Origin of the sequence: Thermonema lapsum, from assembly GCF_011761635.1 — a bacterium.
Taxonomy (GTDB): domain Bacteria; phylum Bacteroidota; class Bacteroidia; order Cytophagales; family Thermonemataceae; genus Thermonema; species Thermonema lapsum.
This window is the reverse complement of the sequence record NZ_JAASRN010000001.1, coordinates 549,762-574,050: the sequence shown is the minus strand read 5'-3', so window position 1 is coordinate 574,050 and position 24,289 is coordinate 549,762. Positions and strand designations below refer to the sequence as shown.

Genomic DNA, 24,289 nt, shown 5'->3' with positions numbered 1-24,289 from the left:
GTCAAATTTACAAAACGGAAGCGGTTATTCTGGAAACCAGAAATGAAAGACATAGTTTTCCTTTTCGGTTTGAAAGCCTTCTTTTTTATAGAAGCGCATCGCCTGTTGATTGTGGTATTGGGTGTTGAGGCGAATGTAGCGGCAACCTGCCCCCCGCGCACAAGCATAGGCTTTGTGCATGAGCTGCTTGCCTATGCCCCTGCCCCATTCCGAAGAGGTTACGGCTATGAGTTCGACATAAGCCGTGGGGGGCGCTAAGCGCAAAGCCAGCAAAGCTTCTGGCTGATGTTCGTTGCCACAAATCCATACTTGGGTGTCTGTTGACTTCAAGCATTGGGCAATCCAGTGGTAGTAAAGGCGTTCAAATTCTCGATTTCGGAAGTGCTTATCTCTGCAAAAGCGGGAGTGGCTGCCGCTCAGCAGCGCGAGCGATTCCAAGCCGGCAGTAGGATAGGGCAGATTATATTCCCTTACCTTTTGAGTGGAGAGAAGCGGAGCGTTGTTTTCCAAAGCACGGCAAAGAAAAACCTTACGGTCTACCCACAAGCCGCCGTTTGTTTCCATCGTTTTGATGATGCCGGGCTGAACCGGCGTATAAACATACAGCAAGCGAAGCTGTGCCCTCTGGGCTTGGTCGAGGAGTCGGGGCAGCAGGAGGGCAATATCATCGTTTGGAGAAAAAACGCAACGTCCCACGAGATAACCGAAAAAATCACTGTCCCACGGTAATATTTCTATGTTCACTTGTTGGTACATTCACAGATTCGGAAATGATATACAAAGGACGTCCCTGGACAGCTTCAAATATTTTGCCTATATAAAGCCCCACCAATCCCATGCATGCAAGCAATACTCCCGCCAAAAACCATATCGATATCATGAGGCTGGCATAGCCCAGAACGGTGATATATCCTAAGAAGTAACGAATCAAAGTAATAAGACTGAAAAGAAAAGCGAAGCCGGCAAAGCCGATGCCTAACTGAACAATCAGCCACATAGGACGTGCCGACTGTGTAAGCATTACGTTGATGGCAAGGCTTAGTAGCTTGTGCAGGTTATAGCTGCTGTGCTGCCCGTCAGGGCGGCGTTGGTGCACGATGTCTATAGTTTTGCTTTTGAAGCCGGTCCATTGCACCATAGCAGGAAAGAAACGGACAGGTTCGCGCATGCGGCGCAGCGTGTCCACCACTTTACGGTGATAAATGCCGAAGTTGGCAATAGCAGGGTCGTAGCGGCGCCCACTGAGCCAGTGAAGCAAGTGGTAAAACAAGCGCCCTCCGGCTTGCTTGTAGAAGGCATGGCGGCGGTATATGCGTCGGGCAAGTACCATGTCGCAATCGCCTACCATGGCAGCCTCCCAGAGCAAGGCAATGGCTTGGGGGGGGTCTTCCAAGTCGCAGTCCATGACTACTACCCATTCGCCCCGGGCTATGTCCAGTCCGGCGGTGATGGCATGGTGTTGTCCAAAGTTACGGCTCAGGCGTATGGCTTTGATGTGTTCATGGCAGCGGGCTTGTGCCTGCATATATTGCCATGAACCATCGCTGCTGCCGTCATCTACCAAAATTATTTCATAAGAGCAGCCTAATCCCTCAACTGTCGCATGTACTTGTTCCAGCAACAGCGGCAATACCGCTTCGGCTTCATATACAGGGCTTACAATCGATAGTTGAGGTGTTTGTGTCATGAACAGTGCCAAAAGTTGCTTTCAAAAAACGAAGATACAAAAAGCAAATCTTTGGTGCAGTCTCTTGTACCGAGTACCTCGGTGTTGGTGTGAATTGTTTTTATGGGGTGAATACGCCTTGTTTCAGAGGTGGGTAAGTTCTTTTTCGTGTGTTCCTGATTTTTTGCTCTTTGTCATTTCGAGCACTAAGGAGAAATTTCATGGCTTCTTGTGATATGATTTGAGGAGATTTTTCACCTCACTGCGTGAGCTTCGAAATGACAGGGTTCGTTTATGTTAAGTGGAACTTTCTCTTTTTTGTCATTTTAAGTCTTGTGCCTTACTTTTTGAACACTTTGACTTTGTTTGCAAGAATCATAGTGTCGAATAAGTTTGTCTTTTATACAGCTTTTTCTGTGTACAAACTTAGGTGAAGTTTAAAGTGTATTTTTGTTTTTTGTTGATTTTTTTTAAAAAAGTACTTGTGCATTATTATTATTATTGCGCTGTCAATCTGTGAGTACAAGATATGCGATGCTAGCTAAGCATGTCCTTTGTGCTTTGCAGCTTGACCCGGTACCGGTAACTGTTGCTAAATCATGTTAAACTTCAAAAAAATTAAACTCATGAAAAAAGTATTGGCTTCATTCTTGATTCTTGCTGCTACATCAGTTCTCTTGGCTGAGAACGGTGGGGGAAAAGGAAAGAAAGGCAATGAGGAGTTAAAAGCTACCAAAGAGGTGGTAGTGTCTAATGATGCAAAAGAAGAGGCAAACGCTTTAAGTTGTAAAGTGAGATTATCGAACGGGACGGTCATTACATGTACCCTCTGTAATTGTAGAAAACTGGCAGAAACTGTACTGGAAATTAGCGATTAAGAATAAGCAATAAGACTGTTGTGAGTATTGGCTTGTTTTATCCAATACTTGCAGCAGTCATTTTTTTTATTTGAAAGGTTACAAAAAGACAATGGCATATGAAAGGAAAAAATTTTTTCTTACTGGCAGCGGTGCTTTTTAGTGTAAGCTTATTTGAAGCGTTTGGGCAAACAACCTCCTCTTATTTACATCTTGTGTATAAGATACAAGACCTGAGGTATTCGTTACCTTATGAGGCTCATGCCTATCTTACGGCTGACAGGGCGCTTTTTACTTTGAGAAGACCGGCGAGAACTTATAAGGCTGAGTTGCCAGAGTTCCCCAATTTGGAGGTGGATGAGCCTTTCAATGCATTTGACGTGTGTGTGAATTATCTCGATAAAAAAGTAACTTACCGGCGCAAATTCAAGGACTCTTCTGCTATTTATGCTGTGGAGCCTGTGCTGGAGCTTCGTTGGCAATTTACAGGTAAACAGAAAGAAATCTTGGGTTATCCTTGTCAAGAAGCTGTACTTACGGTGCAAGAAGTAGCGCGTCATCCGCTATTGGAGTATGAGCAAAGGAAAATCAGAGTAGTTGATTATCATTTTTGGTACACTACTGCTATTCCTGCCAGAGATGGTTATTTGTTTTATACAGGCTTGCCCGGTGTGGTGCTGCAAGTAGTAATTAGTTCTTCGAGAGGGGAGCATGTACTTGTAGAGGCTCAAAAAGTAGAAAAAGCAAATGGATATGTGCTGAGCTGCGATTCACTTCAAGAAGGGGAAGCGGTGGAGTCAATTAAAGAGGCTCATTATTGGGAGTTTTATAGTAGATACGAGAAAGAGAAAAGAAAACGTAAAAAATAAGCATTTAAAAGCAAGCTAATAGTCAATATGCAATATGTTATGCTTGTATCGAGAAGCCCCCAGGGCTTCTTTTCATTAAATAATCTTCAAAACCGAGAGGCAGGGATATGAAAAAGAATTGCTCTTTTATTCTTTTAATACTCTTGTTTTTCTGTGTAGCAGCTCGCCTACATGCCCAGTATCAAATAAAAGGAGAGGTAATGGATGCTCAGACGGGTGAGCCTGTACCTGCTGCCATGATATTGTTGTTGGCGCAACAGAGCGAGCAGCCACTTGCCTACACGCTCACAGACCAAGAGGGGCGCTTCGCCTTGTCTTATACAGGCGAGCTGCGTGTACTGCGTGTGCTTATACGTCATTTAAGCTACCGAGAATATACGCAGTTGCTGGTGTTGGCAGAGGAAAACACGGCGCCGGTGGTCATACGGGCAGCTCTGCAGCCGCAGGAGCTCGAACTGGGCGAGGTGGTAGTGCAGGAAGCTCCACCTATTATTGTCAAGCAAGATACCATTATATATAACATAGAGCACTGGCAACAAGCCGGTGACCAAACGCTGGAAGATGTGTTGCGCAAGATGCCCGGCTTTGTGGTGCTGCCCAATGGCGATATTCAGTACAATGGTAAGATTATTCAGAAAGTATTGGTCGATGGCAAGGAAGTATCGAATGTGGGAACAGCCGTTGTTACTCGTTCTATAGACCCTTCGAAGGTGGAAAGTGTGGAAGTGCGCACCAATGAAAAAAATCATAAGTTGAAAAACAGCCTGCTTGACCGTAATGAACTACTGGTTTTGGATGTTAAGTTGAAAAAAGATATTAAACAGTCCTTTTTTGGAAGGGTAGGTGTCGAGGCGAGCCTTCAGGAAGAAGAAATTAGCGGTGGTGGATTGGCTAATATGATGCATATAGGCAAGCACACAGCCGCGCAGTTGATTGCTGAGCAAGAACCGCTGGGAATTACTGAGATTTCTATCTATAATGTGCGCAGCATTGGTGCAGAAGCTATGCAAGAATTGTTTGGTTCGTTGGGTATGGATTTTGAAGAAATAAAGAATAGGGATGCTTATGCTGCTGAGTTGTACGGTGTGAACGATTATTTGCGCAACCCAAACACCATTGTGGGAGGTAGTTTTAAATGGCAGCTTACTCCGCACTCGGAATTGACCTTGGCTTCTTTTAATCAATACAATGAGCTGACTACCAGTATGAATAGCTCTTGGAGTTTGGCAGGAGGGGGGGATAACCAATGGCGCAATGAAGTTTTTCAGCTGGACTTTAAAAATAAGACTAAGTTGCTTTGGAGTTTAGATACCGAAAATACCAAGAGCCGTTTAAGCTTGAATATAGATTATAATTCCCTATCTCCTCATGAGTTAAACTACGAGCGTGTTGCTGGTTTATCGTATGACTTTCGCCGTTGGCAGTCAAGTTTTGCTCTTTTACCCTCTTTATTTTATGAGCGTCTCATTGGTCGCTCTTGGGCTATACAATTAAAGGCTGGTTATATGAAGCAAACTCATAATGCCGATGACCGGCTCCTGCACAATGATTCAACCTATATCGTCTACCTTCAGGATGATAAAGGCAGCCTCATTAGAAATTTTCGACAAGTGCGTGCTTATAAGCACAATTTATGGCGCACTTCTTTGCTTGTGCAATATGCCCATGAGCGAGGAGGCGACTTTCGCTTGGGTGCCGATATGGAGAGACACGGCTTGGATGCTGAAAAGCAAGCTTTTTTGGATACAGGAGCTAAGTGGCAACCTCTTGCAGCTCATACGTTGAGTGGAGCTGTTTTCGGCTTGCAATCTTGGAGACTGAGCCCTTTCCTTTCGCATCAGTGGAGGTGGGGAGCACTGAAGCTCAAGCATACATGGCGTTGGGCTCATGTATGGTATCCTTCGCTTGTGGAAAGCACATACAACAACACCAATAACTTGGAGGTGGAAGTAGAGCTTTCAAGCAACATCCTTGATTGGCAGCTAACGACTGGCTATGAACGTCGTTTAGTAAGCTTCCCCTTACTTGCGCTATCGCCCGGCGATGAGTTGGAAGGGTTTCGTAGTATCCGGCGCACGCGTGTCGTAGATTTGAAACCACGATTGGGTGAGGCTTTCTCTTTCACGCTTTATAAAGACTGGTATAACCAATGGGATTGCTTTATAGTAATAAATTGGGGAAAGATTTATAATGCTCCAATTTACAATACGCAAAACTTGCCTTTTATTGAGCAAATTTATGCCCAGCAATTAAGTAGTTATCTGCTTGCGGAAATACAGCTGAGTAAAAACTTTATCGACCCGGCAGCAAAGTTTGAGTTCGTGCAGTCTTTTCTACAAAACGGGCAAGAAAACATAAACGGAGCCGACAGCACTACCTACCGCTCCGATGCCCTGCGCTGGATGACGGAACTGAATTTTTATTATGGAGGCATGGGCAGCCGATGGAAGCTCACCTGTAAAAACAAGCTGTCGAACTATGCTTTTCGCAATGAATTGATAGAAGGCGTGCCAGTGCAGCGTATGTTTTCTTCTTCTCTGGGTGCAGACTATGAGTTGATATTGGAGCGCCTGCTGGTATCCACAAGCAGCCGATATGTTTATTTCTACGATGCCCAATCTGCCACTTTTTGGGAGCTGAACGCCGCACTAAAATATATTACTCCAAAGTGGCAGTTAGAGTTGTCGGCAGGCAATCTTTTGAATAACCGTGAGTTTGTGATGCAAGACGTAAGTCCTTTGCTTATCAATACGAACTACAGGCGTGTGTTGCCACGCTATGTGAAAATAGGGGTAAGACGGACGTTTTAAGGATTTTGTTTGTTTTGGGAAGTGTCTTTGGTTACTGCGGGCACTTCCTTTTTTTCTTTCTGAGCCTTTTTGCCTTTCTCTTTTACTCTGTCTTTCCTTTTCTCCTTTCGATGGCAAGCGATGAGCCTTATTGATTTTTGTGATATGCTTTGTCTGACGCCTTTCACTCGCTTCGCTTTTTTGAGATGACAGGCTATGTGTGAGCTTCGAAATGAGGTGAAATTATTTACGCTTTCTAGAATGGTAAGAGTATTTTAAGCATAAAAAAAGACCGGGCTGCTTTTTCCGGTCTTTTATTAGCTTGTACTCCTTAAACTGTTTTTAATACTGTGCCAGTCGCTCCATACAAAGCGTTTCATTTTCTATTTTCAGCATCTTGGGGGCTTCATGACGCAGATTGCTTTTCCATTCGACACTCCAGGCGGCAGGTTTGAGTTCGCACAACTTGGCAGTAGGGATGTATATTTCAAAATAACCTTTGGTAAGTTTAGGGCGGAACTCTCCTGCCTCGCTCACCGGTTGTGTTTGGGTAATCATGTCGTTGATTTCCTTATCTTCATTGAGCAGGCGGAAATAAAGGCGCAAGCTTGTGCCCCAATCTGCCAATACCAAATCGGGCATTTCATAATGGAAGCGCAAGACGGTATGTTCTGTGCCTTCTATTTTTTGTTTGCGGCTATCTACGAAATCGACACGCATCAAGTGGGTTGAGGGTAAAGTAGCAGGCAGAGGCACGCGAAGCATCGCATGCATAAAATTCGCTTCTTTGTCTTTCAGCGCCACTCTTATGTGTTTGCCTTCTTCTACGGCATAAAGCGGCAAGAAGAATTTCCATTCTCCGGTGCCAGCTTCCAGTTCATATCCTTCATGCTGGATTTTGGCTTTCCCCTTGATAAGGTGGATATAAGGAATATTTTTTTTGCCTGTGAAGGTGCTGTCTTCATAATCCACAAAAAGAAGAACTTGCGACTCATCGAAGTTACGCGTGCGCAGCACTACACTCACCTCATAGCCTTGCACTTCTTGATAGAAGGTAGGCGAAAGCGTGAGGTTGCGTGCCATCACTTCTATGGCAGGTTTGCTTTCTATTTTCAGGCTACCCGATTCTGCCACCCCTTGATTTAAAACAATTTCTTTATGATTGTTTTGGGCAGTCCATTCGTATACTGTCAAGAGCATATGTTGCCCGGAAGGGTCAGCATGCCATATTTGCCATTGCAAGGCATCGCCTTCGGCAGCATAGGTTACAAACGACTGGGCAGGTACCTCGCTGGCTTCGGGGTAAACCACACTTTGCCCGAAGATGTCTTTGCCTATGACTGCCTGCACAAATACATTGGGCGCTTTTTTTCGGATGTACTGCGGATAAGCAGGTATGTTGTGGCGCTCGTTGCTCCATGCCGAATAGGGGCGCAGTATCAGCCGGCTTTGCTGCGTCTGCACTCGGTAGCGGGCAGGCTGTTCGAATGATATTTTTTGCCGGTGGATGACTTTTTTATGTACCTTACCTTGTAAATCGGTGAGATGAAGCACCAACCATGCCTCTTGCTTCCCTTGCGGCAGGTCTATGTCTTTGTAGGGAATAAGCCAGTCGCCGGAAAAGTGTAGCATCGATTCCGACGGCTTGGTGATGAGATAATGATAGCTTGTGGCTTGGTTAAAATAGTAATCGGGGGTATTTCGGGGTTCATAAAGCAGCTGCCCGTCTTCGGTTTCCAGTGTGGCATACAGACAGTAATACGCCAGGGCAGGGTTGCTACCTGCTCCCTTTATGACCTCATACCCGTAACGGAAGCTACCTTGTGCCGACACCACCAAGCCGTGGAGCCCTTGTTTCTTTTGTTTTTCATCGACCGAAAGCCTGCTGAAATTGACCTCTTGGGCGCTATAAGGATACATCTTGGGCTTGAATACTATGAGCGACTGCTCGCCGGCTTTATAGCGGTGGCTGCGGTCAAAGTTGTATGCCACTACTTGGATGTTTACTTGGTGGTTGCCGGGTTCGAGGCGGAGACGCTCATAGGGCACGAACAACTCGATTTCTTCTATGATTTGACGGTCAAATTTGGGGTTCTCGATGGGTTGTATCTTAGCCCAGCGCTCAAACCAACGTTCACCCTCGTTGGTTTGAAACACTACCTGTCCGCTGCTGTCAGTAATGATAAGTCCCACCAAGAAAGTACCTGCCTCGGCAGGGCGGTCGGGTGCTAAGAAAGCGTCATGCGGGTGTGCCGCTTTTAAATTAAAGCGGACATTGAATCCTTTCGTACCGCTTTTGGCATCGGCTTGCAGCAACAGATGGTCGAAGCTGAACGACTGCTCGGCGAAGTCCAAAGACCGCTTCCCTTGCTCTTTCTCTATGCTAAATGGCTTCTGGTAAATGCTACCAAAATCTTTGGGATTTTCAAACTCGCCGCTGAGGGCATGTAGTTCAAAGATGAGGCTATTTTTGCCGGGTGGCAATGTCAGCTCATTGTGCGGTACACGCAAGATAAGCCCCTCGGCAAAAGCTTTGCCCGGTTGAGAAAAGCTTTCGGTAGCAAGAGCCGCTACATAGTTTTTAGGGTTTTTATATACTACCTTGCCAGATGCCGCTTCTTTGATTACCGCATAAAACTTATAGCGAGAATGGCTCAAGTCTTTTATCGGAAACTTGAAAGAACAGTCGAAGGTAGCTTTGATAAAACGTTTCCCTTCATGTACATCCTCGTGATTGAGCTGAAAAGCCCGGATGGTAAACTGCTGACGGTGATGTATGGGCTCATTTTGTGCCCATACTATATGCATGAAGGCAAAGAGAAAAAGCAGGCATATAAGGTGCAGGCGAGGTCTCATAACATTGAGTGTTAGTTTTGTTTTTTGCTGTAATAAAACAAGCACATTCATGGCTTTAAAGCGTAAGCAAGGGTTATTTTAATCTACAATTTCAAAAAAAGGCGGTGGATTGTCAAATAAAACAGTACGACAATGTGTAAGCTTTAGTTGATTTGTGTGTACTTATTTTTGCCGCGGTTATGTATTTTCTTTTTGAAATAAAAAGTCTTTACGTATTGTGAAATACAAAAAGCCTTGTAGTATTCCTTGCTCAGAGATGTAATACTTTCTTTTAAAAACTCTATAATTTAGTCTTGCCAAAATTGCATTTTCTTAATTTTTGAAATTTTGCCTATTTGATGAGGAAGTAGTATGATGGCATGCAGTGCGTGCTAAAAAAGGCTGCCTTTGAGGGCAGCCCGCAAGAGGTATTTACTGCTCATCGTCGTAAATCATCACTTTCAGCTGCCCTTGGGTGTCGATATAGCCACGATACATCCCTTTGGTGTTGAAGGGCATGGCTATGTTGCCTTGACGGTCCATGGCTATGACGCCCCCGTCGCCACCCAATTGCCCTACCTTGTCTATGACGGCTTGGGCTGCTTCCTGCACACCCAAACCTTTGTATTTCATCAAGGCTACGATGTCGTGTGCTACGGCAAGCCGTATGAAAAATTCACCCCAGCCGGTTGCCGATACTCCGCAGGCTTCGTTGTCGGCATAGGTGCCAGCGCCTATGATGGGCGAGTCCCCCACACGTCCGAAGCGCTTGAGCATCATGCCTCCCGTAGAGGTGCCCGCTGCCAAATTACCCTGCTTGTCCAGTGCTACACAGCCTACTGTACCGTGTTTTTCTATTTCTTCATAGTCAAGACTTTGTTTACCACTTTTCTGTTTTGCCCGCAGGTACTGCTGGTAGCGTTTTTCATCTTTGAAATAATCTGGCTTTACCATCTCTAAGCCCACCGAACGGGCGAATGCTTCGGCTCCCTCGCCGGTCATCATCACATGGGGCGAGCGTTCCATCACTGCACGGGCTGCTTTTATGGGACTTTTGATGCGCCTGACGCCTGCCACAGCGCCGGCATTCAAGGTTTTGCCATCCATGATGGAGGCATCCAGTTCGTTGGTGCCGGCATCGGTGAATACCGCCCCGCGACCAGCATTGAACAGGGGCGACTCTTCTAATACCTGTATGCTTGCTTCTATAGCATCTAAGCTGCTGCCTCCGTTTTGCAAGATTTCATAGCCCTTGCGCAGGGCTTCTTCCAGCTTTTGACGGTAGGCTTTTTCCAGCTCTGGGGTCATGCGGTCACGCGAGATGGTACCTGCACCGCCATGTACCACGATGGCTATGGGCGATTGCGCGTAGCTTGCAGCAGCAAGTAGCAGCATGCAAAGGGTGATGAGTAAAAAAGTACGCATAAGTTGTGAATTTATATTGGGTTCTACATGAGCATAATGACAGAGGCGAAACGTCCGCTTTTGATGCCCTCGCGGCGGGCAGAATAGAAACGGTCGTTGGCTGCATAAGTGCATAACGCATGGTATTGAATATTTTCGGGCGGTACGCCTGCTGCCATGAGTTGAGCACGTGCTACAGCCAAAAGGTCAGCATGATAACGTCCACTTGCGTTTTTTCGTATGTATATCTTGTGCCGTAAGTCGGCGGGTACGCTCCGCTGCAGTGCGTTTATGACTTCTTCGCCCACTTCGTAATGTTGGACAGAGATATGCGGACCGATGCCTACCAAGATTTGCTGCGGCAAAGCACCATAGGCTTCTTGCATTTTCTTGAGGCTTTGAGCAATGATTTGTTGAGCCAAGCCGCGCCATCCGGCGTGTATTACACCCACAGCGCCTACTTGAGGAGCATAAAGCAGTAAGGGCAGGCAGTCGGCTGTGAGCACGCACAATGCCAATCCCTTTTGCTGGGTGAGCATGGCGTCGGCGATGGGGGGTGTTTCGTTCTCCTTATCAATAAGTGCCACGGTGTCGCCGTGTACTTGTTCCATAAAACAAAGCTGTTCGGGAGCAATATCCAGTTGGCGAGCTACCAGCAGGCGGTTCTTTTGCACCCGGACAGAGCAGTCGCCTACATGCATAGCCAAATTGAGTGAGGCATAGGGCGCTTGGCTGTAGCCACCGCAGCGTGTGGTAATCAGGTGTTTGACTTTTGTACCGAAGTGAAAGGGGCTAATCGATAGGGGGGCTTGCATACACTGCCGCTCTTTTGCGTATATTCGTCCATTAAATTCAACAATTGTGAGAAGGAATGCAAGTGCTTGTTTGCTTTTGTGCCTGTGTTTGAACGGATACTTGGGCATAGCGCAAAATGCTTCCTGGCAGGGGCAGTGGCTGCTTCATGAGTCAGCTTGGTTCACGCAGGACACCTTTTGCTTAGATTCCGTTCCCAAAAGAGAAGGGGCTTATCTCTTGCTTTCTTTCGAAAAAAATCGCCACTTACGCTTATTCATACCCGAAGGCTCTGCCATTTGCGAGTCACCGGAAGTGCCCATAGCTACAGGCAATTGGTGGATAGAAGATAATACCCTGATGGTTTACGTAAAGGGCAGATGGAGCGACGGGCATCCTTTCGAATACAAGATACGCTATGCATGGGATGTCATACCGGGAAAACGTTGTTTGAAAGTGCTTCAGATATTGCACTTGTCCGAATAGCACTTGCAAAGGAATGTATTGATTTTTTGCTCAAAATGCTTTTGGAAGGTATCTTTGATTCTCAGTAAAATAACCGAAAAATATACTCAAATTGCAGAATAATATGCTGCACTCTCATTTTCTTGCTTAAAAAATTTTATTTTTTTGTCGAAAAGCAAATTTCTGTTATTTTTAAAAGTAGGAAACAAACAAATACGGTTATGAAAAGCGATTATCCATGGTTCAAAAGCTACCCTGCGGGGGTGCCACATGAAATCAACCCAGAACAGTACAGCTCTTTGGTAGATATGCTGGAAGAAAGCTTCCGCAAGTTTTCTGATTTACCGGCGTATGAATTTATGGGATGTGTGATGAGCTACCGGGAGGTGGAAGAGAAGTCGAAGCATTTTGCAGCTTACCTGCAAAGTTTGGGCTTGAAGAAAGGCGATAAGTTTGGCATTCAGATGCCCAATGTCATGCAGTACCCGGTGGCTTTGTTTGGTGCCCTGCGTGCAGGCTTGACGGTGGTCAATGTGAACCCCCTCTATACCGAGCGGGAAATGGAACACCAGTACAATGACGCAGAGGTAAAGGCAGTCATCATTTTGGCAAACTTTGCCGACAAACTGGCACACATACTGCCCAAAACACAAATCAAGCATGTAATAGTCACAGAAATAGGTGATATGCTGGGCTTCAAACGCTTCTTGGTCAACTTTGTAGTGAAGTACGTCAAGAAGATGGTGCCCAAATATAACATACCGGGGGCAGTTGGTTTTTTGGATGCTTTGTCTAAGGGAGAAAAAGCGCAGTATGTGCGTCCGGAAATCAATAATCAGGAATTGGCTTTTTTACAATATACAGGAGGAACCACAGGCGTATCGAAAGGAGCGATGCTTACGCATCGTAACATGGTAGCCAACCTGTTGATGATTAAAGCGTGGATGTTGGGGCTCGAAGAAGGCAAGGAAATAGCCATTACGCCATTGCCCTTGTATCACGTGTTTGCTCTTACAGTGAACTGTTTTCTCATGTTCAATGTGGGCGCAAAGAATGTATTGATTGCCAACCCGCGTGATATCCCCGGCTTCATCAAAGAATTGAAAAAACACAAGTTCACTACGATGACGGGCTTGAATACCCTGTTCAATGCCTTACTCAATCATCCCGAATTCAAGGAGGTAGATTTTTCGCGGGCTAAATATGTGGTGGCTGGTGGAATGGCTACGCAACGCCCGGTAGCCGAGCGCTGGAAAGAAGTAACTGGCACCACCATAGCCGAGGGGTATGGATTGAGTGAGACCTCGCCCGTGCTGAGCTGCAATCCTTTGGATGGCACCGCCCGTATCGGTACTATTGGCTTGCCCATGCCCAGCACTGAGATGAAAATTGTCAAAGAAGATGGAACAGAAGCAGTTATTGATGAGCCGGGCGAAATCTGGGCAAGAGGTCCGCAGGTGATGAAAGGCTACTGGAATCGCCCCGATGAGACCGCCAAAGTGATGACCGAAGATGGATGGTTCAAGACAGGCGACATCGGCGCGATGGATGCCGACGGTTTCTTCCGCATCGTGGACCGCAAAAAAGATATGATTTTGGTATCTGGATTCAATGTATATCCTAATGAAGTAGAAGAGGTGGTGGCAGGACATCCGAAAGTGCTGGAGGTAGCAGCTATAGGAGTGCCTGACCCGCAGTCTACGGAGCGTGTCAAACTCTTTGTAGTGAAAAAAGACCCCTCACTTACCGAAGAAGAATTGATGGCTTATTGCAAGGAAAATCTGGCGGGTTACAAGCTGCCCAAATACATAGAGTTTCGCGATGAGCTGCCTAAATCCAATGTGGGCAAGATTTTGCGGCGCAAACTCAAAGAGGAAGAGATGAAAAAAACAGAGGCTTCTGCCTAAGAAGAAAAAAATCAAGGGAAGGGCTGCCTTTCAGGTGGCTCTTTCTTTTTTTACTGGGAAATAAAAAGTTAAGAGAATGAAAAACGAGCATTTACATTTTTTGCAATTGGCAGTGGAAGAAGCCAAAAAGGGGGTATTGAGTAATGACGGAGGACCTTTTGGAGCCGCGATTGTACGCCGTGGCGAACTCATAGCCCTTGCTCACAACGAAGTATTGAAAACCAACGACCCTACGGCACATGCCGAAGTAGTAGCCATCCGACGTGCTTCGGCTATCTTAGGGCGCTTCGATTTGTCTGACTGTGTGTTGTATGCCACCTGTGAGCCTTGTCCTATGTGCTTGGCAGCCTCTTATTGGGCAAAGATAAAAACTTTGGTGTATGCTTGTAGTCGTCATGATGCGGCTCGTGCCGGCTTTGACGACGCCTTTATTTATGAGGTCTTGGAAGGGAAAGCCGAAGATAAGCGTATGGAAGTACTTCAAATGGGGCGAGAAATGGCTTTGTCAGCCTTTGAGTTGTGGCAGCAAAAAGGAGATAAGACGCTTTATTGAGTGCTCATGATGAGATGCTTTTTTAAAAGCAGAGTGGTGCCGCACGACAGCAGCAGATTGTGAAGTACTACTAAGCTTGATTATGGCTTGCGTTTCGTCGGGTACCTCACTGGAGTTGTGGCAAGGAGGTTGGTGGCTCGGTTTTATGTTTCTCAATATGAGTAAGCTATGCCCGTGTTTTCTGATGAAAGCAAAAAGCGACTCCATGTTTTTCGGAGTCGCTTGCATGATGTTGGGGTAAGCTAAAACAAAGCTGTTTTTTTATTGTCTATTCCTTTTGGAAGGGGTAGTAAAAATCCAGTTTACTATCAATGGCAAGGTGCAAACTTTCGGATGGATCAAATTGGTATGTCTGAAAGCGCCAGATACCTGCTTTGCCCAGTAAATGGATGGCTTTGTCGGAAGCTTTGTAAACCTTGTAAACTGCTAAAGGCTGCTTGGAGGTATAGTAGTTGCGTCTTGTGAGATTTCCCGATTTGGAGCTGTATTTTACAGTAAACACATTGGTATGGTGCGCCAAGTTATTGGCTTTACTTAATTCCTTTTCGCCATCGGGAAAGCTGATTTCACTGAAGTTGCCTACCACCACATAGCCGCGTTCTACGGGTACTAAATCCACTACGTTGCCCAAGAGACGGAATTCTTGCTGCCAATTGAGTTGCCCATTGCTTGCTTGGGCTTCTATCAAAAGCACTTTTTCATTGTCAGTAGCCGGGTCAAAGAGGCTTTGCCCTTTGCTCAGCAGAGCCCAATAGCCAAAAGCTTCATTGTAACGGATGAAACGAGGACATTCAGTAAAAGGAAGTGGGAGCATTTCGATGCGCTTGCCTGCGTTATTAAAGCGCTCGACCGATGCTTTTTGTACAGTGTAACTACCTGTTTGGCAAGCAACGGAGGTAACAAGGCAACCGTCGCCGGTAAGAGTAAGTGAGGTATAGGCGATGGAGATGCCTTCTTCCTTGCTTTTTTCTTTGTGCATCCAAACGACTTTTCCTTCAGATATTTTGCCAACAAAGCCGGAAAGCTGGTCATTGGCTTCGCGCCTGAAGCCACACACGTAGTAATTGCCAGCACCGTCTTTTTGTGCTTCGGTAACGACCCATTCACCCTCTTTTACCTCCTCGAGTGGGCGCCAGGTAGCAGCAGCAGTCAAAGGGGCGTTTTCATAGGAGGTTGCAGGGGCACTTGTCAGCAAACGGCTGATTTGGTCTTTTACGTCTCTTGTCAGAGGTTGCACCTCTTGACTTATCCAAACTTCTTCTTGCGATAATGTTTGACGCAAAGCGTTGAGGGAAGTGTATCGTTCGGCAAGCAATTCTTGGTATTTTTTGAAGTTTTTCTCATTGACAGCATTCTGACTTGCCACGAGCGCTTCTTTGGCTTTGCTTCCATAGTAGAGCAAGTTGCTGAATCTTTGGAATTGTTCGCGAGCGCTTAAATTACTTTCAATGGCGAGCAGTTGCTTTTCCTGCCTATAGGCTGCTTTTTGTGTATAGTATTCAATAAGATTGGCAATGAGGGAGTTGTAATCATACCGGTTGAGTTTTAAAAGCAAAGGAAGGTTTGGCTCGTAGCTTTGTTTGTTTTCTGCTGCTTGTACGGCTTGCTTGAATGCTGCCGCTAGTGATTTCTTCAAGGGAGTGATTTCTTTTTGTATTAGTTCAATGCTTGCCCGTGCCCATTGGGCGTAGTTCCACAAGCGGATAGAGGGGCTTAAGAAGTCCACAAAGGGCTCTACGCCTTCTATCCGGAAATCGACAATGGGGTGTACAGTGTATTGTTGATTATATCCCTTAATCGGATACTTTTCGATGTCTTTTCTGTAATTATCGAGATAATACACCGTAGAATCGTAGTGCATTGCCAGTCGGTTCAGCTCTTCAAGTACCTGCTGGTCGGCAAGCATGAGTAGTTCTTTGTAGGTATAAAACCGCTCGGTAAGTCCATTGTACAATTTGATGCTTGCTTCATAATGCTCTACAGCTTTGCTAAAATGATGCAGTATCTTGCTTAGATTTTCTTTCAACTGCCGATAGTAAGTTATCTTTTCGGATATGACCGGCTTCACTTCGGATATCTCTATTTTAGGCTTGCCGCTGGCTTTGTCTTCTTCATCAAAGAAATCTTCGTAATACTCTGCATTTTTTCGCAGTTCCTTTTCGGTCAGACGTTTATCGAATTCCGAGAAATAATAAACGCAGCTGTCGGCATACCTGAGGACAATATGCCCTTGCAGCAGGGGGTCGAAGCGGTTGGCGCGCAGCTCACTAATGCGTGCTAATTGGTAATAAGCATTGATGGCGTCAGGGTCTTTTTGAAGGTAAATATGCAGCATACGATAGGCTTGCAGGTAGTTGCCTTCTTGTATCAAAGGATAGATGTCGCGGCTGTATTTTATCTTTTGACTATAGCTGGGTGCCAAACTTGCGCACCACGTAAACAAAAGAAGCAAATATTTATATACAGGTTTCATAGTTTTCAAATTTTGAGAGGCTTAAATGGAAATTACAATCAGTTCACAACGTCGGTTTTTGGCTCGGTTTTCGTCCGAGTCGTTGGGTACGACAGGCTGAGACTTTCCGTAGCCTTTGGGCACCATGCGCTCTTCGGGGATGCCAAATTTTTTCAGATAATTGAATACACTCTGCGCACGTGCTTTGGATAGTTGTAGATTGAAGGCTTCGGAGCCTCTGTCGTCGGTGTGGGCAGCCAGTTCTATTTTAAGTGTAGGATTCCGTTGCATCAGCTCTATTACCTTTTTTAGTTCATTTTCCGAAGCATCGGAAAGTTCAGCAGAGCCTGTTTCAAAATAAATGTTGTTGAGTGTCAATTTGGTACCTACTTTCAGCGATGCCAGCTCTATCACTTTCTTTCTGTTGGGGTCCTTGGCACTGATGACTGGGTTTTTATCTGAATAGAAGGTGTAGCCGACAGGGTTACGCACCTCTAATTCGTATTCATCCGATTCCCGGATTGGTAATTTGTAATAGCCGGGGGTGCTGCTGCTGTTTTCGTCGAGCGTAATGACCTCATTGCGGTTGCGGTTTACCAGTACCACTGTGAAGGGCAAGCCTTCGCCCGTTTCCAAGTCTTTGACCACAATTTCATATTCTTTTGTTTTTGGGCGCAAAATAGCGTCTTTTTCTACCACATTGTACTGCACTTTTTTATTGAGGTCGATAACAAAGGTAGTGTCTATGTAGTTGTCGGCTTGCACTTTGATTTGGTAAGTACCTCCAATGGGCAGTTTGAGGGAGCTTCTGCCATTTTTAGTTTGTTGTTGGGCTATTTGCTGTCCTCCTCCTCCTTGTTTTAAAGCAATTATTTGGGCATCTATTGGCTCGAATATGAGGCGGTCGATGGTGTTGATGTACACCTCTGCGGTGGGGAATAGCTCGATATTTCTTTCAAATTCTTGGTATTTATCGAGTTTTCGCAAATCAAATTCGAAAAAATAGACGGTATATCCGGGCTTTTCTATCTCTATGGTGTAGCGTTTGCCTTCTGACAATACAATAGTGTAGCGCCCGTCGGAGGGGTTATTTTCCAGACGCATGAGGCGCTCGGTCGTCTCTGCATTATATACATTGACATGAGCACTTAATGGCTGTTTCGTTTCTCCGTCGCGGATGTAGCCTTGAATGGTGATATTGCGGTTTTGACGAAATTTAGGGGGGATTGGAACAGTATAAATGTCGTCTTTAGTAACAAAATAAAGCAAGTCGCCGGAAGCTGACACACTGGCAAACTGGTCGCGTTCGGGGGTGCTGGCAAAATCCATCAAGATAGGCGTACTCCAGTCGCCCTCTTCATTGCGGCGCGAGAGGTAGAGGTCAAACTCTCCGATACCCCCCTCGCGTATGGAAGAAAAAATGAGCGTTACATTGTCGGACATGATGCGAGGGGCTTTTTCGCAGCCTAAGTTGATGGGGATGGGCAAAGGGTAGGGCTTTTGCCACTCTCCGTCCTTTCCTTTTTCAGAGACAAAGATGCGGTAACAAATCGCATCCCCTCGTGTGATGATTTTGTTGTCTTCGTTGGTGCTTTCGCGTATGAAATACAAGGTCTTGCCATCGGCAGAGATACAAGGAAAGCCCTCATATGCTGGTGTATTGATGATTGGACCTATGTTTTTGGGTTTACTCCACTTGTTGCCGATACGCTGGCTGTAGTAAATGTCTTCACGTCCGTATCCGTTTTTGAAAGAGGCAAAAAAGTAAAGGGTGTTGCCGTCGTAGCTGATGGAAGGACCACCGATAAGGTCTGTTTCTGAGCCGTAGGCATTGACGGAGTCGATGGGTTCGGGTGTAGTCCATTTTCCATCGCGCAAGTAGCTTACATACAATTCCCATTTGCCGTTGTTGCGGTTGGTTTCAAAAATCATGGTACGCCCGTCGGCACTCACTGTGGGAGCATACTCTATGGCTGCGGTGTTAATGGGCGGTGGTAACGGTTGCTTTTGCGCCCAGAGCCATGCGGGCAACCATGCCAAGCAAAGCGATAGGTAAATGTTTACTCTCATAGTTGTGCTATTTAAAAAAGGAAGTTTGCTTTTTTATTTTCTTTACTCCATACCTGTGATGATAAAACTGCCCCAGAAGTAAGGGTGGGGATATTCTTTGCGCATGCGCTGCTGCGCTTGACGGAAGGCAGCATGGGCATCATTCGTTTGCAAATAGGCTTCATAAAAATAACTCATTAGCTTTTGGGTAGCCTCGTCATTAACTTTGAAGAGACTCATAATGACGCTACGGGCACCGGCTACCAAGAACGCCCGTTGTAATCCATAGACGCCTTCGCCTGCTTGCACATCCCCCAATCCTGTTTCACAAGCAGAGAGCACTACCAGCCGGGTGTTGTCCAAGGGCAAGTTTTGGGCTTCGTAGGCGGTGAGTATGCCCTCGCCGGTATTGATGGCAGCAGCGCCTTCACTCAACAAGCGCCCGCCGTCTTTGAGCAACAGCCCTGAGCGAAGCATAGGGTCATTGGCTAAAAGATTTTCGAAAGACCTCTCCGTAGCTTTTGAGCTGCTGCCTTGGGCAAAAAAACCATGGGTGGCAAAGTGAAGTATACTCGGAGATTGACGAAGGTTTTTGATTTGTTGTTCGGTGGCTTCTATGCCCATGAGTGTTAGAATCTGCCAGTTGAATTGCCTGAGCAGCTGGGCAATCAAGCGTGCTTCCAATTCAGCGCCGGGCAGCGGTGGCACCTCGCCCCCAAAGTCAGGGTTACCCACGATGAGCACTTCGCCTTGTTTATTTGCCGGTGTTGTATTGCTGGGCACACCGCGTTTCAGTAGCTCTTTGCTGTTGCTGAGGTAGCGTATGTCGTAGCCATCGAATACATAGTCTTGGGTGGAGGGGCGATAGAGCGCCGCTATGTTGATTTGATTGTACACGCCATCGGGAGAAATATAGACGCGTTTTACTCCGGCAGGCAAGCGTGCCTCTATTGCTTGCCAGAACTGTTCGTAAGAAAAGCGGTCGCGCAGTTTGAAGCGGGTAGCATTGCAGTAGTAGTTGTAGTATTTGGACTCCATTGCTTTGCCTTGACTTAATATTATCGGTATGGGCTGATTGGCAGCAGGCAATATCAAATAAGCAACGTAATAAACCGAATCGGTGAATGCATTTTGTTCCGTTGAAAAATGCTCCACTTTGAGGATTTCTATGGCTGCTTCGTCGCTGCGCAGTTGTTTTTGCACTTGTTGCCAGTTGACTCTTTCTATTTTCAGTTTTTCGAAAAGAGCAGCGCGTTCAGACAGTTTTTTTTCCAGCCGGTTGATGTCTGACTCTAAGGCTAACAGGCTAATGCCGAGGCGTGCCTGCTCTTCTTTGCTTAGGTTCAGAAGGGCTGCCAACTGTTCTTTTTTCCTTACCCACTGACTGTAGAGGTCAACCAAGACACTGTCTTTGTTTTGAGTGAGTTGCTGCCGCGTTTTTTGTCCGGCGTTGAGCAGTAGGGCTTTGGTTGTGAGTGTATAGTTGAGCAGCACTGGATGCAAGGGGCTGTCAGCTGGGCGACTGGTTGCCAAAGACTTGAACAACTGGAAGTGAGGCTGAATACTTGCCCAGTATTTGGCTTTTTCTCGCTCGCTCAGGCTGGGAAAGTACTTTTCGATGAACAGAAGGTAAGCGTCCAAGCTTTGCTGGTAGAGCAGGGCTGCTGAATCGACCTGCCCTTTGATATAAGCCAATCGTGCCAAGTAAGTAACTTGCTGTGTATAGGCAGGGTGTTGCTCTCCAAAGGTAGCTGCATAAATATCTTTAGCTTGCTGGAAGTAGCTCTGTGCGTCATTGTAGGCACTTTCTTTTAGACTTACTTCGCCCAATAAGCTTTTGACATAAGCCACTTGGTGGTGTTTTGCTCCGAACTTATTGCTGTAAATTTCTTCGGCTTGCTTCAAGAGACGGACGGCATCGGTATAGCGGCGTTCTTCTTTATAAAGAGTGGCAAGGGCAGTGATGAGCTGGGCATAAGTAGGGTGTTGCTTGCCGAAGGTGCTTTCTGCCAAGGCGATGCCTTCCTGTAGCAGGGCTTCGGTTTCTTGGGAGCGCTCGGGGTGCAGGCTGTATTCGATGAGTGCAGCTTCACTCAGTATATCTGCCATTTTGATGTGCAGCTTGCCTAATTTTTCTTTTTGTATGCGGCGGATTAAATCAACTTCGGCTTCGGCTTTTTCGATGTCGCCTAAGTCTATGTGCATCTTGACTTGCTGAGTGAGCACATCGGCGTATTTGAGTGATTGTTTGCCATAGCTTTTTTCTGCGATGTCAAGCGCTTCATAAACATGCTTTTGTGCGTCGGTGTAGTTGCCTTGTAGGATAAGTACGCTTGCTGTGGCTTGATGGGGGCGAATTAGCCGGCGGCTGCCAGAACCATATTTGTTTTGTTTTTTATCGAGTATGTCAGACAACAGCTGCAGGGTGCTTTCAAACTCTCCTATGCGGGCATATACCTCCGCCAGTTCTTCAATGGAACTTGCTTTAAGAGCGATGTAATCGGTAGGTATGCCTTGCTTCTTTTGTTTCTTGGCTGCTTTTTGTTCTATGGTTGCAATGGTGGCATTGGCTTGGCTCAGCAGTTGTGTGGCTTGGTTGTAGTCGCTGATGGCAGCATATATCTTGGCTATCTGCATGAGTGCCAAGGCATAATCTACGCTTTCGGGCTCGCTGTTTTTTTCTACAATTTGTAGGGCGTCTTCTGCTTCGTTGCTGGCTTGTTTGAATTCTGCATTTTCTTGAAGTATTTCAGCAAAGAGTAGCTTAGCACGTGCTACTTTAATATGACGTTTGCCATAACGGCGGTTGAGCTGCTCTACGGTTTGTTGCATGATGCTTTTGGCACGTGCATACTGGTCGTTCAACAAAAAGAACTCGGCGTACAGTCTATGATAATCGGGCGAGAGATAATGCCCGAAGTACATTTTTTCTTCAAATAGTTCTATGGGTAATTCTTTTTCGAATACGGTTTTGGCTTTCAAGAAGTCTTCGCCATAGTTGACATGGAAGGCTGCATAGTCCAATAAGGCGCGTTTGTAGGCAAAAGTCTCAGGGATAAGACGCTGCTGCTGTGCTTTCAGATAAAGTTGATTTAATCCTTCGGCTTTTTGTATAGATACATCGTTCTGCACATACAAGTCTGTCCATACACGCAGCAAATCGGCATAGATGGGATGGTCTTTGGGTAGTTTTTCATTCTGGACAATGCCGTTCAAGATGTTTTCGGCTTCTTTGAAGCGACGTTCTCGGATGGCACGTTCCATCTCGATGATTTGTGCACGGAAGTAATAAGGCGATTGTTTGCCGTAATACTGCCCTGCCACACGTTTCATTTCACGTATGTTGGCATTTTGAACAAAGCGCAGCTGTCGCCGCTTTACGCTGTTACGGGCAATGCCTTCGAGCAGACGTAGGTATGTTTTACTGGATTCTTTGAAAGCAAAGTCGTAATAGAGTTGTGCCCGCTGTGCCATTTTGTAGTAATAGGTAGCTTTGGGATATTGCTCTTGGGCGTCGTAGTTTTCGCCAAAGGCGATGAGGTGGGCGGCATAGTCGGGGTCAGTAACGCCTACTAGGCGGCGCACAGTGCTGTTGTGGATAGTAAGTAGCGAATCGGCAGCTTCGTAATTGCCATATACGGTTTGCGCACGTGCCATCAAGGTGAGGTCGCGCGCCAATTGCCGCTTGACGAAGCGTTTTTCTGCCCCAGACAGCTTTTGCTGTTTGCTTTTTAGTTGTTCGAGGCGGCTTCGTACCGTCTCTTGCGCCAGCTCATAGGCGGCAAGTGCTTCTTGGCTTTGCAAAAGTAAATTAGCTCTGTATTCTTTATATAGACTCTTGATGAGCGGGTTTTGAATACGGCTGGTGTCAATGCTTGTCAGTATTTGCTGCGCTTGATTCAAGTTGCCATATTCGAGCCATGTTTGAGTAAGCACCAAGTAGCCCAAGGCAAAGGCATCGCCTTGCTGGCTTGTTTTACTCAATATTTGCTGGCTGGCTTCTATGTTTTGTTGCATCTGCTCAAAATGAGCCAAGGCTTCTTGGTTGCGCGCTTGCAAAGCTTGTAACCAGCCTCTTTGAAGCTCGCTTTTGGCTTTTTTTAGTTTCTTTTCGGTCAAAGCTTGGGCACGCTTGTAATCGCCCATGCGATAGTATTTTTCAATATTTTTGCTTAGTTTCAGATATTGGCGCAGTACTTGAGCTTGCGAAACTGGACAAGCAAGAAACATTGAAAGGAGAATAAGGATAAACCGTTTCATAAGCGTTTCTGTGTAAGTTTTTTTCTTTGTAGTAAGTTTACAAAAATTACACCATTTTAGCATGTTGTTTGCATTTACATATTGCAAAAAAAGATATGCGTAATTGGCATTTATTATTGCTTTTTCTGTGCCTTTCTTCCTTTGCTCAACCTGAGGTGATAGGTAAATGGCGCTTGGTAGAAATCCGCATGCATCAGATAAGCATCACAGAGGCAGAACTGGAGGCGAAACGATTGGGCAACGTGATGGTGTTTGCCGAAGGCGGTGTATGTCAGGTCTATCCCGACAACCCCAGAGCGAAGGTGATTACTAGCCGTTGGTATTGGGAAACTTCCAAAAAGAGTCCCCAGCAAAAGTATCTGATTATAGAAGCGCGTGACCCCATGGGTAAGGTCGTCAAACAGCGTTTTGAGGTGGAAAAACCCAATCGGAAAACCATGATACTACACATAGGCGAGGGGATAGACCGGGAGAGTTATGTGTACCGGGCGCTAAAATAGGTTTTGTTGGGTGTCGAAACGCTGGGGCTCTTTTAACTTCAACTTGAGTCTTTGATTCAAACGGTGGATAAGATAGGCAGCCAGCTCGGGGGCTTGCACGTTGTCAGGTTCATGCACAAAAAAGAACACCTGTTTTACCCCTTGGGCTTGCCACTGTGCCAGGCGTTCAACCCACTCATCTATGCGGCTGTAATCAGTAGGATGCAAGTCGTTGCCTACAAACCGAATCATGGCAGTATGGTTCGATAAGCCCATGTGAAGCACGTCTCGTCGCCCCGCTACATCGGTAATTACTAAGCCGGCACCATAGCTGTGCAGCTTGTCGGCAGTGCGTGAGAGGTACTTAAACCATGAAGGGTGGCGAAATTCTATCGACAGCGGCAGTTTGTCGAAAGGATAGAGGTCTAGAAAACGAAGCAAAAAAGAAGAATCACGAGTGGAAAAGCCCGGAGGCAATTGCATAAAAGGAGTGCCCAAACGATTACCTAAAGCACTACAAAAAGCAGCAAAAGCCTCTATTTCTTTCTTTAAGAAGGGTCCATTCAGTTGATGGCTTATGCTTTGTGGTACCTTAGGGCAAAAGCGAAACCCTTCGGGGCTTTGCTCTACCCATCGTTGCAGGGTACCTGAAGCCGGCAGAGCATAGTGGGTACTGTTGAGTTCAATGGTATTGAATTGGCGGCTGTAATACTCTAAATATTTTTGTGAAGGAGTTTGAGGTGGGTACCATCGCCCCACCCACTCTTTTTGCACCCAAATGGGGCAGCCCACGTACCATGAAGTGCTTGTATGAGCTGCCGCCGCTTTCGACAAGTAATAGCGGTTAAAAGCTGCATCCGGAGGCAAAGAGAAGTCGATGCTGCTTATGTCGTTTACCTTGCCAAATTCCAT

Annotated in this window: 16 protein-coding genes; 7 read left to right on the top strand and 9 right to left on the bottom strand. The window is 46.1% G+C overall.

The window, feature by feature from the left end; genetic code table 11:
- Positions 1-24: 24 nt before the first annotated feature.
- Entirely contained in the window at positions 25-744 is a 720-nt protein-coding gene (locus tag FHS56_RS02430) for a GNAT family N-acetyltransferase (RefSeq protein ID WP_166918288.1), read from the bottom strand.
- Positions 713-1,687 (bottom strand): glycosyltransferase family 2 protein, encoded by a 975-nt coding sequence (locus FHS56_RS02425; protein ID WP_166918287.1) that lies wholly within the window; start codon positions 1,685-1,687, stop codon positions 713-715. Before FHS56_RS02425 ends, FHS56_RS02430 begins: the two co-directional genes overlap by 32 nt.
- A 605-nt stretch (positions 1,688-2,292) precedes the next feature.
- Between FHS56_RS02425 and FHS56_RS02420 the strand changes: the two genes are divergently transcribed.
- The 3 genes from FHS56_RS02420 to FHS56_RS02410 all read left to right on the top strand — a co-directional run bounded on the left by FHS56_RS02420 (position 2,293) and on the right by FHS56_RS02410 (position 6,202).
- A complete protein-coding gene (locus FHS56_RS02420; protein ID WP_166918286.1) occupies positions 2,293-2,544 on the top strand; it encodes a hypothetical protein in 252 nt (83 codons plus the stop codon).
- 98 nt (positions 2,545-2,642) lie between these two features.
- The gene (locus FHS56_RS02415) at positions 2,643-3,392 is read left to right on the top strand and encodes a GLPGLI family protein (RefSeq protein WP_166918285.1); all 750 of its coding nucleotides are present in this window, start codon (positions 2,643-2,645) and stop codon (positions 3,390-3,392) included.
- A gap of 107 nt (positions 3,393-3,499) precedes the next feature.
- Positions 3,500-6,202 carry a peptidase associated domain and porin domain-containing protein gene (locus tag FHS56_RS02410; protein ID WP_166918284.1) on the top strand — a complete coding sequence of 901 codons (2,703 nt, stop codon included), beginning with the start codon at positions 3,500-3,502 and terminating at the stop codon, positions 6,200-6,202.
- 321 nt (positions 6,203-6,523) lie between these two features.
- Here FHS56_RS02410 and FHS56_RS02405 read toward each other — a convergent pair whose 3' ends face one another.
- The 3 genes from FHS56_RS02405 to pgeF all read right to left on the bottom strand — a co-directional run bounded on the left by FHS56_RS02405 (position 6,524) and on the right by pgeF (position 11,235).
- Positions 6,524-9,037, bottom strand: a complete 2,514-nt coding sequence (locus tag FHS56_RS02405) for a hypothetical protein (protein ID WP_166918283.1) — start codon at positions 9,035-9,037, stop codon at positions 6,524-6,526.
- Between the two features lie 411 nt (positions 9,038-9,448).
- Positions 9,449-10,441 (bottom strand): isoaspartyl peptidase/L-asparaginase family protein, encoded by a 993-nt coding sequence (locus FHS56_RS02400; protein ID WP_166918282.1) that lies wholly within the window; start codon positions 10,439-10,441, stop codon positions 9,449-9,451.
- 23 nt (positions 10,442-10,464) lie between these two features.
- On the bottom strand, positions 10,465-11,235 hold the full coding sequence (gene pgeF / locus FHS56_RS02395; RefSeq protein WP_166918281.1) for a peptidoglycan editing factor PgeF: 771 nt from the start codon (positions 11,233-11,235) through the stop codon (positions 10,465-10,467).
- 46 nt (positions 11,236-11,281) lie between these two features.
- Between pgeF and FHS56_RS02390 the strand changes: the two genes are divergently transcribed.
- The 3 genes from FHS56_RS02390 to FHS56_RS02380 all read left to right on the top strand — a co-directional run bounded on the left by FHS56_RS02390 (position 11,282) and on the right by FHS56_RS02380 (position 14,137).
- Positions 11,282-11,698 carry a hypothetical protein gene (locus FHS56_RS02390; RefSeq protein WP_166918280.1) on the top strand — a complete coding sequence of 139 codons (417 nt, stop codon included), beginning with the start codon at positions 11,282-11,284 and terminating at the stop codon, positions 11,696-11,698.
- A gap of 200 nt (positions 11,699-11,898) precedes the next feature.
- Positions 11,899-13,584, top strand: a complete 1,686-nt coding sequence (locus tag FHS56_RS02385; RefSeq protein ID WP_166918279.1) for an AMP-binding protein — start codon at positions 11,899-11,901, stop codon at positions 13,582-13,584.
- A gap of 76 nt (positions 13,585-13,660) precedes the next feature.
- Positions 13,661-14,137, top strand: a complete 477-nt coding sequence (locus tag FHS56_RS02380; protein WP_166918278.1) for a nucleoside deaminase — start codon at positions 13,661-13,663, stop codon at positions 14,135-14,137.
- A 268-nt stretch (positions 14,138-14,405) separates the two neighbouring features.
- Here FHS56_RS02380 and FHS56_RS02375 read toward each other — a convergent pair whose 3' ends face one another.
- From FHS56_RS02375 to FHS56_RS02365, 3 genes are read right to left on the bottom strand one after another with little or no spacing between them, the layout of a single operon-like run.
- On the bottom strand, positions 14,406-16,610 hold the full coding sequence (locus FHS56_RS02375) for a hypothetical protein (RefSeq protein WP_166918277.1): 2,205 nt from the start codon (positions 16,608-16,610) through the stop codon (positions 14,406-14,408).
- 21 nt (positions 16,611-16,631) lie between these two features.
- Positions 16,632-18,659, bottom strand: a complete 2,028-nt coding sequence (locus FHS56_RS02370) for an OmpA family protein (RefSeq protein ID WP_166918276.1) — start codon at positions 18,657-18,659, stop codon at positions 16,632-16,634.
- A gap of 42 nt (positions 18,660-18,701) precedes the next feature.
- Positions 18,702-22,898, bottom strand: coding sequence for a CHAT domain-containing protein (locus FHS56_RS02365; RefSeq protein ID WP_166918275.1), 4,197 nt, complete (start codon positions 22,896-22,898; stop codon positions 18,702-18,704).
- 95 nt (positions 22,899-22,993) lie between these two features.
- On the opposite strand from FHS56_RS02365, the gene FHS56_RS02360 reads away from it, so the two are divergent.
- Positions 22,994-23,398, top strand: a complete 405-nt coding sequence (locus tag FHS56_RS02360; RefSeq protein WP_166918274.1) for a hypothetical protein — start codon at positions 22,994-22,996, stop codon at positions 23,396-23,398.
- Here the strand turns inward: FHS56_RS02360 and FHS56_RS02355 are convergent.
- Positions 23,390-24,289: a DUF72 domain-containing protein gene (locus tag FHS56_RS02355; RefSeq protein WP_166918273.1), complete on the bottom strand. Its 900-nt coding sequence runs from the start codon at positions 24,287-24,289 to the stop codon at positions 23,390-23,392. The two genes, FHS56_RS02360 and FHS56_RS02355, sit on opposite strands and share 9 nt — an antisense overlap.